The organism is Alkalihalobacterium chitinilyticum (genome assembly GCF_029028005.1).
Lineage (GTDB): Bacteria > Bacillota > Bacilli > Bacillales > Bacillaceae_F > Alkalihalobacterium > Alkalihalobacterium chitinilyticum.
The window spans coordinates 114,399-126,756 of sequence record NZ_JAOTPO010000003.1 but is presented as its reverse complement, the minus strand read 5'-3'; the positions used below and the strand labels follow the sequence as shown (position 1 = coordinate 126,756).

Below are 12,358 nucleotides of genomic sequence, written 5' to 3'. Positions count from 1 at the left end.
GATATAGCCTCTTGTTTTTTTATTATTTTTGCTTATTTTCAATAGGTAAGTGAACGGAAACGGTTGTTCCACTGCCAAGTTCACTATCGATATGCAGGGAACCGTTATGATTTTGGATAATCTTATACGAAACCGTCATTCCAAGGCCTGTCCCTTTTTCTTTCATAGTAAAGAATGGCTCGCCAATTCTTTGCAGGCGTTCTTTCTCAATGCCACAACCTTCATCGATTACATTAACGCAGATGTTTCCTTCGTTTTGAATAATCTTAACCTTGATGAGGTCACCTTCGTTAGAAGCCTCAATTGCATTTTTAATAATATTAATAAATACTTGCTTCAGATGGTAGGCTTCACAATCAATGAGAGGGAGGTCATTTGCAGCATCCACCTCTATTTTAACCCCGGACATTTTTGCCTCAGAGATCATTAAATCGATAACACTTCTTACTAAACTAACGATGTTATTTTTAGTAAAGGCTTCTTTTTGAGGTTTCGCTATTAATAAAAGCTCATTTACGATAATGTTGATCCTTTCTAATTCTTTATCCATAATTCCTAAATAAAAGTCATTATCCCCTTTATTTTCTTGGATTAACTTAACAAAGCCTTTTAAAGAGGTTAGTGGATTGCGAATTTCATGTGCTACACCGGCAGCTAATTGTCCTACGACAGAAAGCTTTTCATTTTTCGCAATCAATTCTTCCGCGCGTTTAATGTCAGTCACGTCTCTTCCAATAACGAATAATGATTTACGTTTTCCTTCTTTAGTGAACAAAGGGACTTTAATGACTTGAAAAATTCTTTCCCCTTCTTCTAGTTGAAGAACTTCTTCAAATTGTATTGGTTTTCGCTTGGCCCATGCATCTTCGTCTGTTTTAACACACTCTATGAAGTGCTCACGATAGTCAGGGTATAACTGACTAAGTTCTGCATCATTCTTCCCAGAGTAGTCTTCTTCGTTCAGATCATATAGCTTATAAGCGAAATCATTTAGTTGGAGCCAACGATTTTCACCATCTTTTATAGAAATAAAATCTGACATCGCATTAATAAAAGAGGACAGCATTTCGCGTTCTTCTTCAACTTTTTGCATTTTATATTGGTTTTTAAAGAGGATAAAAAATAGTATTCCTGACACAACGATAAAAAACCAGCCTTTAAACGTTCTCCATATCGTATCTATATTATTGGACTGCTCCATATGAGTTAGGAATAGGTCTGTACCGAGAATCCAAACGATCCCTAATATAATGTATAGTAAGGGAATTTTATAATAAGGTTTAGCTTTTAATAAGCGACTTAAAGCTTTCATACTATCCGCCTTTCTCAATCGATTCAAGCACTATTATAACACTTGTTCCACAGAAGGTTATAAGATAATTAATGTAAATATTTTAGCATTATTAAAAAAAATAGTTATAATAGGGTGAAATGAGCTAGTTGAGGTGATCAAGATCGAAACACATTATACGATAGGTTTAGCAGGTCATATCGATCATGGAAAAACATCATTAACAAAAGCACTAACGAATATGGAAACGGATCGATTAAAAGAAGAACAAGAGCGGAATATTTCAATCGAGTTGGGATATGCTTATTTTCAACTTACAGACGGATCCGTCATCTCAGTTATTGATGTGCCAGGACATGAGCGGTTTATACGGCAAATGATTGCAGGAGTTGCCGGTATTGATTTAGTGTTGCTTGTTGTTGCAGCGGATGAGGCTGTGATGCCGCAAACGAGAGAACATATTGAAATTCTCAGCCTTCTTGGTATTGAACGCGGAATAATAGTAGTTACGAAAATAGATAAAGTGGATGAAGAATTACTAGCGTTAGTTGAAGAGGATATTCGCTCAGAATGTACAGGGACGTTTCTTGAGAGCGCCCCAATCTGTAATGTAGACAGCGTTAGTTTAAAAGGGATTGATGTTTTAAAGCAATTAATTAACAATGAACTCCACTTTGTAACACATCGAAACTCAATGGGTCCTTTTCGTTTGCCTATTGACCAAGTATTTTCTGTTCAGGGACAAGGGACTGTAGTACGTGGAACGGTTTATGAAGGTAGAATAAGAGAAGGTGAATTTCTTGAAATCTTACCATCTGAACTAAAGACACGAGCACGGCAAATTCAAGTCCATCACCAGCCTGTTCAAGAAGCAGCAGCCGGTCAAAGAGCGGCAATCAACATCGGAGGTTTATCAAAGGATGAGGTGAAACGAGGAGATGTTCTCGTTTCTTCACAACATTACACAGTAACAACGATGATCGATGTCTCGTTACAAGTTGTAAAAAAACTAGATTATCCTGTCAAGCAAAGAGGGTACATAAAAGTACATATTGGCACTGCGGAAGTCTATGGTAAGATCATTATGTTTGATCGAAACAAACTGGAGGAAAAAGAAGAAGTACTCTGCCAATTGCAGCTCGAAGAACCAGTCGTTACAAAGCGAGGGGACCATTTTATATTAAGGCGTCCTACCCCTATGGAGACGATCGGCGGGGGAATAGTGATAAACGCAAATGGGCAAAAGTACCGTTTCGGTGATAAAACAGTAGAAATGCTTAAACGTAAACAAGCAGGTGAACCCAAAGACATCATAATCGAAGTTGTGAAAACGCAGCAAAGTGTGACTCATGAACAATTATTAATTCAATCTGCAATTGATGAAGAGGAATTAACAGTTATGATGGACCAACTCTTAGAGACAAATAAGATCATAGAGTGGGAGAAGGGACAATTTACATTACAAACTCTTTATGAGAGCACGTTGTTACAAATGAAAGAGGACCTCAGACAATTTCATGAAACTAACTCTATGCAAATCGGTAAAAAGAAGGCAGAGATTACTCAAAGTTTTGGAACAATTATTCAGCTGAAACTTCTAGAATATTTTATTCAGTTAGCTGTTGAAAAGGGTGAAATTACGAGAGAAGGACCTTATTTAGCATTGAAAGAATTTACACCGTCTATCCCTAAAACATGGGAAAAGCGGATCAACTTTATTTGTTCGGGCTTAAAAGAAGAAGGCGTGAATGTATCACCTTTAAGCGACTGGTTTACACGGCAGCAAATTCCATCAGACCTTCAAGAAGAGATTAGGCATTTCTTGTTGAGAAACGAACAACTATATGCCCTCGATGAAAAACACTTTATTCATGCTGATGTTTTAAAGGAAACAGTTACCCATTTACAAAATGGAACGAGTCAGGAATTTTCGCTCAAAGATGCGAAAGAAGTTTTGAATGTTTCTAGAAAGTATCTTGTTCCGTTATTAGAACTGTTAGACCGGATAGGTTATACAACCCGACAAGAGCAAAATCGAGTGTGGAAATAGTATAAAAAAGCCAGGTACCCTAAACTCGTAGAGTTTTCGGTACCTGGTACTCTTATGTCTAACGAAAATATTTACTTTACATATATTGCTTTTTCCTGCTTCTCAATTACATCACCGATGATCCTTGCCTCACGGATTCCCTTTTCTTTCAGCTCATTAATATAGAGTTCCGCTTCTCTTTTAGGAAGGCTGATGAGTAACCCTCCCGAAGTAATCGCATCACAAAGAATGGCTTTAGTACTTTCTGTGAGAGAGTTGTCATAGTGAACGACATCATCCAACCACTTCGCATTAGCCTTAGAGCCGCCAGGTATAATTCCTTTATCAGCCAACTCATAAGTCCCATCGAGTAGAGGAACAGCCTCATGATCAAAAATAAAGCTTACTTCACTAGATTTTGCCATTTCAAAAGCATGTCCTAACAATCCAAAGCCTGTTACATCCGTTACAGCATGTGGCTGATAGGGAGATAACGTTTCAGAAGCCGTTTTGTTTAATGCTGCCATGACTTCGGTAACAATTGCTTCTTGTTGTTCTGAAACGGCATTTCTTTTTATCCCTGTTGTTAGTATTCCTACGCCGATGGGTTTGGTTAAAACGAGTACATCACCGTGTTTTGCCCCATAATTTTTAAATACGCGTTTAGGATGAACAAAGCCGGTAACAGATAGACCAAACTTAGGTTCTTGATCATCAATTGAATGCCCGCCGATGATTACAGCACCAGCTTCTTTCACTTTGTCCGCTGCGCCTAACAAGATTTGGGCAAGCATTTCTTCTGGAAGTTTCTTAATAGGGAAACCAACTATATTTAAAGCCGTTTTCGGAACTGCTCCCATTGCATACAAATCACTTAATGCATTCGCAGCAGCGATTTGACCAAACATATAAGGGTCGTCAACAATCGGTGTGAAATAATCAACCGTTTGAACGATCGCTAGGTCCTCTGTTATTTTATATACACCAGCATCATCAGATGTTTCTAGTCCAACGAGAACATTAGGATCTTCAGTCGTTTTAGGTAAATGGCACAAAACTTGTGCCAGGTCGCCTGGACCTAATTTGCATCCTCAACCAGCTTTTGTAGACATTGCTGTCAGGCGGATTTTTTCACGTTCGTCCATGTTTTTCTCCTCCTTCCACCTTCATTTAATCTTAGTATAATGAATGTTTTTGCATACTGGCAAATGATACCTTACAATGGAAGGTGAAATACTATGATGAAGGGAAGGTTGTTTTTTTATGAATTATAAAGTATCTGTTCAATTTTGCATGATGTGAAACTTCGCACCTAAAGCCGCAAGGTTTGCGGAAGAGTTATTTAATCACTTTAGAGGAAATATTGAAACATTAGAGTTAATCCCAAGTTCAGGTGGTGCTTTTGAAGTAACCGTGAATGGAGAACAACTCTATTCGAAGCTTGAAACAGGTGAATTCCCTGAAACAAGTCTGATTATTGACAAAATGGAAAAAATGTAAGAAACGATATAATATAAAAGGCGTTTTGAATTATTACCTGACTGGTAACCTTTATGTGAAAGATACGCTAGTTAAACGAAAAGAGGCTGACATCAGGATACAGCCTCTTTTTCATGGTTATTAAGTAACGAACGAAACGAGAAGAGGGTTTTCAATGAATGAGTTAATGAGACAACTGCCTCCAATTCACGAAATTCAAAAACATGAGAGGTTTTTAGCAATAAAAGATATGTACAACCTTTCACAAGACCAATTGACTGTAATGGCTAAGGAAGTGGTAGCACATATTAGAAAAGCATGGCTCAATACTTCTGACAGCGAGTGCACTCTAGCCCCCGAACAAATTCAGCATTTTATTATTGAGGAACTTGAAAAGAAAGTGAAGGAATTTTCAGCTTACTCTCTTCAACGTGTCATTAATGGTACAGGAACCATCTTACATACGAATTTAGGCAGGGCGAAGTTAAGTGAAGAAGCCATTGATCAAGTTGTTTTAGTGGCGAGAAATTACTCTAACTTAGAATACAATATCGAAAGCGGTACAAGAGGCTCAAGACACGATATTATTGAGAAAGTGATTAAGACCGTTACCGGTGCAGAAGCTGCGATGGTTGTGAATAATAATGCAGCAGCAGTATACCTTATTCTAAAGGCATTAGCGAAAGAAAAAGAGGTAATCGTTTCTCGAGGTGAATTAGTTGAGATTGGCGGCTCGTTTCGAGTTTCTGCGATTATGGAAGAAAGCGGAGCAACACTTGTTGAAGTTGGTACAACAAATAAAACGCACTCGTTTGATTATGAAGAAGCGATAACAGAACAAACCGCTATGATCATGAAAGTGCACACGAGTAATTTTAAGACGATTGGGTTTACCGCCTCTGTTCCTTTAAAAAATCTTACATCGATAAAAAAGGATCACCCTCAAGTACTATTGTATGAAGACTTAGGAAGCGGTGCTCTTCTTGACTTTCGTGATTTCCACATTGGGGAAGAGCCAACGGTCAAGGAAGCGTTAGGAAATGGCGCAGATATCGTATCCTTTAGCGGAGATAAGCTTTTGGGCGGTCCACAAGCCGGTATTATCGCTGGAAAAAAAGCCATTATTCAACGTTTGAAAAAACATCAATTAGCACGGGTACTAAGGGTCGATAAAATGACACTAGCAGCACTAGAAGCTACGTTAAAAGCTTATACCTATTCTGATGAAATGCAAAATGAAATACCTACTGTTAAGGCTATATTAGAGTCTAAAAGCAGTATTCAAAAAAGAGCCATGCAATTTTTAGAAAAAGGACAAGGCTTACCATTTCACTTAAAACTCGAAGAAGGAACATCACAAATTGGCGGTGGAACGATGCCAGGAGTTGAATTAGGCACCTTCTTAGTGTCCATTGCAAGGAAAGGGTGGAGTGCACAGCGGTTATTTAACGAATTACGTTTAAGTGAACCTTCTATTGTTACTCGAATTATTGATGAGAAAGTACACATTGACTTACGCACCATTACAGAGGAAGAGGTGGATATTATCATTACCACGCTTCAACATCTATAATAAAACAATAAAATTAAGCATCGATTCCCATCAGTGGAAAAAAATTCTCCACTGATGGAAATGCATCTATTAACCCTCACCATCGGTTTGGCCAACGTGATTCCGTTGTTTTACTTTTTTAGAACCTTTCATTGGTGCCGGTTGACCCGGGTTCTCTCCTTTAGGGGCATTCTTGCGGATATCTTTGTAAGAATTGTGTTCTGCCATAATTCATCCCTCCTTTATTTAAACAAGCATCAGATAGCATCTAATAACTTACAGTAATAGTATCTAAAATCTTTATTCGGTTTATTCGATGAATAAAGCAACATAAAGTAATGAAAAATAAAATGAGATTATTGAGGAGGGATACTATGCCTTATCATAAAGATAAACAACAATCGTTCCAAGCCGCAGAACAAGCTTTTGTTCAAGCCCAAGAAGCGACAGCTTCCATTGACACAACTAGGGCAGATTATGGACATAATGTAAAAAGAGCAAAGCAAGAAATAGAAGAAGCATTTACTCAAATCAATAAAGCTTTAACCAATGCATCAGAACATCAAAGAGAACAGCTAAGTAAATACGAACAGGACTTAGAGCAGTTACGAAGTCAAGTCCAAGAGTAAACGTCAACAGAACATGAAGCACCCCCAATTTAGTCAAAGATCTAAATTGGGGGTGCTTTTCTGTTCACAATGTTAGTGTCTATTGTCTTCGCGGGGGGAATGTGTAAATTTCAAATGTCACACGCCATATTCAATAGTCAGCCAACATAGCCGTTATTTTACTTATTGATTTTTCTTTTTCTTTTTATTGTTTTGTCTTTGTTCCTCAGTCAATGGTTCATTTGCCATCTCTTGCCCAAACTTGGAATTATAGCCTACATCTTTCCCTTGTCCCTTAGCAGCATTAGCTCCAGGAATGATGTGGTTAGACTTTCGTTTAGTCAATGAAATCACCTCCATTACAATAGTTTTTCTAAAATCTTAATATTAATTTAAAAAATTCATTTATTCTTTAAGAATCTTTTGCTATTCTAGAGTAGGGAAAATGACATTCGAGTGTTAAAAGCGCTTACCTAGGTGCTTTTACAAAATTTAATTAAATTTTTTCCCAACTATTTCGACAACTTTGTCAAACTGTTATATAATAGCTATGAGGAGGGAATACATATGACAAATACTTTTAACGCACGTTCATCTTTTGAAGCGAATGGTAAAAAGTTCGATTACTATCGCCTTCAAGCATTAGAAGAAGCTGGTGTTGGAGAAGTCTCTAAACTTCCTTATTCAATTAAGGTTTTATTAGAGTCAGTTCTTCGCCAAGAAGACGGTTTTGTTATTAAGAAAGAACATGTAGAAAATCTAGCAAAATGGGGAACTAGTGAAGTACAAGACATTGATGTACCTTTCAAACCTTCACGTGTAATTTTCCAGGACTTCACTGGAGTACCTTGTGTCGTTGACCTTGCTTCTTTACGTAAAGCAATGGCTGACCTAGGTGGAGACCCGCAAGTAATTAACCCTGAAATTCCTGTTGATCTTGTAATTGACCACTCAGTTCAAGTAGACAAAGCAGGTACTGCTGACTCATTAGAGTTCAACATGAACCTTGAATTCCAACGTAATGAAGAAAGATATCAGTTCCTTAGCTGGGCGCAAAAAGCATTTGATAACTATCGTGCTGTTCCACCAGCAACAGGTATCGTTCACCAAGTTAACTTAGAGTATTTAGCAAATATTATCCAAACAACAACAGATGAGAATGGTACAGTAGCATTACCAGACTCAGTATTTGGTACAGACTCTCATACAACAATGATTAACGGTATTGGTGTTCTTGGATGGGGTGTTGGTGGTATTGAAGCAGAAGCTGCAATGCTAGGACAACCTTCATACTTCCCAGTTCCTGAAGTTATTGGAGTAAAAGTTACTGGACAACTTCCAAGTGGAACAACTGCTACTGACGTGGCTTTAAAAGTTACTCAAGTACTTCGTGAAAAGAAAGTTGTTGGTAAATTCGTTGAGTTCTTCGGTGAAGGACTTGCACAAATGCCGCTTGCAGACCGTGCAACAATTTCTAACATGGCTCCTGAATATGGTGCTACATGTGGTTTCTTCCCGATTGATGAGGAAGCATTAAACTACTTACGCCTAACAGGACGTTCTGAAGAGCAAATTAAGTTAGTTGAAGAATATTGTAAAGCGAACAGCATGTTCTACGTTCCTGGTGAAACTCCAGATCCAGTATTTACTGATGTAGTAGAACTTGATCTTTCTGAAATTGAAGCTAACCTTTCAGGTCCTAAACGTCCACAAGACCTTGTACCACTTTCTCAAATGCAGGAATCTTTCCGCAATGCAGTAGTGGCACCTCAAGGAACTCAAGGTTTAGGTCTTTCAGAAGATGAGTTCAACAAAGAAGTTACAGTTCAATTAGCGAATGGTAATGAAACAACAATGAAAACAGGTGCAATTGCAATCGCTGCAATCACAAGCTGTACAAATACATCTAACCCGTACGTACTAGTAGGGGCAGGTCTTGTTGCGAAGAAAGCTGTAGAAAAAGGCTTACAAGTTCCTGAGTATGTAAAAACATCTTTAGCACCAGGTTCAAAAGTTGTAACAGGTTACTTACGTGACTCTGGACTACTTCCTTACCTTGAGCAATTAGGATATAACATCGTTGGTTACGGCTGTACGACTTGTATCGGTAACTCAGGTCCTCTTGCTGACGAGCTTGAAAAAGCAATCGCTGACAATGACTTAACAGTTACTTCTGTACTTTCTGGTAACCGTAACTTTGAAGGACGTATTCACCCGTTAGTGAAAGCGAACTACTTAGCTTCACCTCCATTAGTAGTTGCTTACTCATTAGCAGGTACTGTAGATGTAGATCTTAAGAACGATCCAATCGGTAAAGATAAAGACGGAAACGATGTATTCTTTAAGGACATTTGGCCAACTGCTGAAGAAGTTTCTGCTGTTGTAGAACAGACAGTAACTCCTGAGTTGTTCCGTAGAGAATATAATGATGTATTCGAAAGTAATGAGCGTTGGAATGAAATCGAAACAACTGAAGATGCGCTGTATAAGTGGGATGATGAGTCTACTTACATTGCTAATCCTCCGTATTTCGAAGGACTTTCAAAAGAGCCAGGCGAAGTTAAGCCATTATCTGGTTTACGTGTATTAGGTAAATTTGGTGATACAGTTACAACTGACCATATTTCACCTGCTGGTTCATTCAGCAGCACTACTCCAGCTGGAAAATACCTTGTTTCTAAAGGTGTTGAACCAGTAGACTTTAACTCATATGGTTCTCGTCGTGGACACCATGAAGTAATGATGCGTGGTACGTTTGCAAACATCCGTATCCGTAACCAAGTTGCTCCTGGCACAGAAGGTGGATTTACAACTTACTGGCCAACTGGTGACGTAATGGCAATTTATGATGCGGCTATGAAGTATAAAGAAGATGGTACTGGCTTAGCTATCCTTGCTGGTAAAGATTACGGTATGGGAAGCTCACGTGACTGGGCAGCTAAAGGTACGAACCTTCTTGGTGTTAAGACGGTTATCGCTGAGAGTTATGAGCGTATCCACCGTTCTAACCTAGTATTAATGGGTGTTCTTCCACTTCAATTCTTAGAAGGTGAAAGTGCTGAAACATTAGGCTTAACTGGAAAAGAAACGTTTGAAGTAGCAGTTACAAATGATGTTAAACCTCGTGATATTGTAACGGTTACTGCAACAGATGAAGCTGGAAAGAAAACGCAATTTGATGTTCTAACTCGTTTTGATAGTGAAGTTGAAATTGAATACTACCGTCACGGTGGAATCCTTCAAATGATCCTTCGTAACAAACTAGCTAACGAAAAAGCAAATGCTTAATTTATAAGAAACAAACAAGGCTGACCCGCTGGTCAGCCTTGTTTTATTTTTTATAAAATTAAAAATGCAAACACTACATCAATGTTATTTCTTAATATAATACGTAGCTCGGTCGGTCTTAATGGTCATAAACTCTTTAGATGTTTCAAATGATAACAGTTCCCGGATCGGTAATTCATAACTATTCAATGGAAGTTTAGCCTTACCATTTGTATGGACGACGGTTCCTTTGCCACGTAATTGAATAGTGTACGGGTCAACATAATCATCCGTATCTTCCACTTGTTCCACGATTTCCACTTCCTCAAGTGACAGAGTATTTCTGTCTACATCATCTCGTTCTTGTTTCTCAATAGAAAGCTGTTCACCTTTCCAATCATTTAGGTGATTAAGTATCGATTGAATTTCTTCATTTGACTTGCTAGACATTTTGAATCCCCCTTCCATTTTACATTCATATTTTCTTCTACTTTAGCCAAACCTATGAACGAAAAATTAAAACTTCTGTGAAAGAGAGGAAAAAAGAAATGGGACGTACAAAAAAAGGTAATGCAAATGCCAATCGAAATAACAATGCTAAAAAGCAAGGGAAAAAAAATCATGCTGAAGAATTTGCATCTTATGCGGAAGTAGAATCTGAAAAAATGAGCCGAGACATGGATAAGTAAGGGAGACTAATAAATATGACAGTTCAAACGCAAATTCAACAAGCGCTGGCACAAGCCCAAAGTGTTCAAGCGAGTCTTGTACAATTTTCGTTGGAAACAGAAAATCAATCAGCAAAGCAAATGTTCGAACAATTAGCTCAACAGCAAAAGAACATTTGTAATTTACTTGAAGGTCGATATCAGCAAGTTTTAAACGAGGAGCCGCAATTTAATCAAAATCAGTAAAATAGGTTTTTGTGTATAAAAAGACTTCTCGATATGGCTTCTTTCAAGGCTAAGACGGTATGGGCTGACTCCTAGTGTTTATACACCCATTTAAAGAGTGGTGTATTTTACTTTATTAGAGTCAGCCTGCTTAATTTAGAAAGGAGTATAGATTACATGTTTGAATTTTGGACAGGGTCACCGGATTTAGCAGTGTACGGATTTTTGATACGAGCACTTATTGTTTATGTTTATGTTTTTCTTTTGGTTAAGATATTAGGTCAGCGTTCTCTAAGTACTGTGAACCCTATTGACTTTATTTTTGGTGTCATTATTGGTGATATTGTTGGGGAGCCTTTATCAAGTGGTGAACTCCCATTGGGTGGACCATTAGCAGCCGCAGCATTAATTGTAGGACTGCATTTAGCGTTAACCGTAATATCGCTACATACTCCAAGATTTAGAAGAGTTGTGGAAGATGAACCAATCATTTTAATTCGACATGGAAAGATCTTAAAAGAGCAAATGACAAAAGCCAAAGTTACGATCGATTCTTTATTAATGGATATGCGCTTACTTGAAACAAATTTAAACGAAGTCGATTATGCTATATTAGAAGCAAATGGACAGATTAGTGTCATTAAAAAAAGTCAATACGATTCGATCACTCCACAGGATATGTCCATTGAAGCGACCAACAAAGGATATCCAACCGTACTTATTGAAGATGGACATATTATATTAGCGAATGTTAATAAAGTAGGGACTGTGGATTGGCTCAGAGACCAAGTGACGAAGCATGGATATGGCAGCTATAAAGACATCTTTCTTATGACAATGGATGAAGCAGGACAGATTTATATAAGCCCACAGGAAAAACAAGGAGCGCAATAGGGTTTTAAAACCACAAATATAATATAAAGTAAGAGTTTTCTTACAATTAGGTATAAATTCACTCTATAACAGTAAAAATAGTGATACTATTTGTTAGGAGTGATATACATGAGAAAAATCAGAAAATTATCATTTGAGGAATTAGTTCAGGAAAATAAACGGCAACTAATGAATGATAAAGAAGCACTTGAAAAAATTGAAGAGCGCTGGGAACAAAAAATTCAGAAGGAAAATGGTGTGGCATTTTAAGGTACTAGGTCTGTTCCAGTAACGTGACCGGTCTTTTTTTACACGTTAAGTATTGATAAATTGAGAGCAAGTAAATACATTTGACGTAGTGTAGAG

General features: G+C 37.8%; 14 protein-coding genes. 9 read left to right on the top strand and 5 right to left on the bottom strand.

Translation table 11 applies throughout. The features are described from left to right. Positions 1–22: 22 nt before the first annotated feature. Positions 23–1,312: an ATP-binding protein gene (locus N7Z68_RS05560; protein WP_275117477.1), complete on the bottom strand. Its 1,290-nt coding sequence runs from the start codon at positions 1,310–1,312 to the stop codon at positions 23–25. Positions 1,313–1,445: 133 nt separating this feature from the next. Here N7Z68_RS05560 and selB point away from each other — a divergent pair, with 133 nt between their 5' ends. Beyond that, positions 1,446–3,341 carry a selenocysteine-specific translation elongation factor gene (gene selB, locus N7Z68_RS05555; RefSeq protein ID WP_275117476.1) on the top strand — a complete coding sequence of 632 codons (1,896 nt, stop codon included), beginning with the start codon at positions 1,446–1,448 and terminating at the stop codon, positions 3,339–3,341. A 71-nt stretch (positions 3,342–3,412) separates the two neighbouring features. On the opposite strand, the gene selD is transcribed toward selB, so the two are convergent. After that, positions 3,413–4,465, bottom strand: coding sequence for a selenide, water dikinase SelD (gene selD, locus N7Z68_RS05550; protein ID WP_275117475.1), 1,053 nt, complete (start codon positions 4,463–4,465; stop codon positions 3,413–3,415). A gap of 118 nt (positions 4,466–4,583) precedes the next feature. Between selD and N7Z68_RS24335 the strand changes: the two genes are divergently transcribed. Continuing rightward, complete coding sequence (locus tag N7Z68_RS24335) at positions 4,584–4,820, top strand: Rdx family protein (RefSeq protein WP_486918815.1); 237 nt, start codon at positions 4,584–4,586, stop codon at positions 4,818–4,820. A 154-nt stretch (positions 4,821–4,974) separates the two neighbouring features. Next, positions 4,975–6,372 (top strand): L-seryl-tRNA(Sec) selenium transferase, encoded by a 1,398-nt coding sequence (selA, locus tag N7Z68_RS05545; protein WP_275117474.1) that lies wholly within the window; start codon positions 4,975–4,977, stop codon positions 6,370–6,372. A gap of 69 nt (positions 6,373–6,441) precedes the next feature. On the opposite strand, the gene N7Z68_RS05540 is transcribed toward selA, so the two are convergent. After that, the gene (locus tag N7Z68_RS05540) at positions 6,442–6,579 is read right to left on the bottom strand and encodes a small acid-soluble spore protein P (protein WP_216827852.1); all 138 of its coding nucleotides are present in this window, start codon (positions 6,577–6,579) and stop codon (positions 6,442–6,444) included. A 146-nt stretch (positions 6,580–6,725) separates the two neighbouring features. Between N7Z68_RS05540 and N7Z68_RS05535 the strand changes: the two genes are divergently transcribed. Continuing rightward, complete coding sequence (locus N7Z68_RS05535; protein ID WP_275117473.1) at positions 6,726–6,980, top strand: DUF2524 family protein; 255 nt, start codon at positions 6,726–6,728, stop codon at positions 6,978–6,980. A 162-nt stretch (positions 6,981–7,142) separates the two neighbouring features. Here N7Z68_RS05535 and sspO read toward each other — a convergent pair whose 3' ends face one another. After that, on the bottom strand, positions 7,143–7,304 hold the full coding sequence (gene sspO / locus N7Z68_RS05530; RefSeq protein ID WP_075386108.1) for a small acid-soluble spore protein SspO: 162 nt from the start codon (positions 7,302–7,304) through the stop codon (positions 7,143–7,145). Positions 7,305–7,526: 222 nt separating this feature from the next. On the opposite strand from sspO, the gene acnA reads away from it, so the two are divergent. Further along, the gene (gene acnA, locus N7Z68_RS05525; protein WP_275117472.1) at positions 7,527–10,247 is read left to right on the top strand and encodes an aconitate hydratase AcnA; all 2,721 of its coding nucleotides are present in this window, start codon (positions 7,527–7,529) and stop codon (positions 10,245–10,247) included. An 84-nt stretch (positions 10,248–10,331) separates the two neighbouring features. Here acnA and ymzB read toward each other — a convergent pair whose 3' ends face one another. Next, positions 10,332–10,676, bottom strand: coding sequence for a protein YmzB (ymzB, locus tag N7Z68_RS05520; RefSeq protein ID WP_275117471.1), 345 nt, complete (start codon positions 10,674–10,676; stop codon positions 10,332–10,334). A gap of 98 nt (positions 10,677–10,774) precedes the next feature. On the opposite strand from ymzB, the gene ypzF reads away from it, so the two are divergent. The 4 genes from ypzF to N7Z68_RS05500 all read left to right on the top strand — a co-directional run bounded on the left by ypzF (position 10,775) and on the right by N7Z68_RS05500 (position 12,262). After that, the gene (ypzF, locus tag N7Z68_RS05515; RefSeq protein WP_275117470.1) at positions 10,775–10,915 is read left to right on the top strand and encodes a protein YpzF; all 141 of its coding nucleotides are present in this window, start codon (positions 10,775–10,777) and stop codon (positions 10,913–10,915) included. 15 nt (positions 10,916–10,930) lie between these two features. Continuing rightward, the gene (locus N7Z68_RS05510) at positions 10,931–11,140 is read left to right on the top strand and encodes a DUF1657 domain-containing protein (RefSeq protein WP_275117469.1); all 210 of its coding nucleotides are present in this window, start codon (positions 10,931–10,933) and stop codon (positions 11,138–11,140) included. A gap of 156 nt (positions 11,141–11,296) precedes the next feature. Beyond that, positions 11,297–12,013: a DUF421 domain-containing protein gene (locus N7Z68_RS05505; RefSeq protein WP_275117468.1), complete on the top strand. Its 717-nt coding sequence runs from the start codon at positions 11,297–11,299 to the stop codon at positions 12,011–12,013. Between the two features lie 108 nt (positions 12,014–12,121). Next, the gene (locus N7Z68_RS05500; protein WP_275117467.1) at positions 12,122–12,262 is read left to right on the top strand and encodes an FbpB family small basic protein; all 141 of its coding nucleotides are present in this window, start codon (positions 12,122–12,124) and stop codon (positions 12,260–12,262) included. Positions 12,263–12,358: the final 96 nt, after the last annotated feature.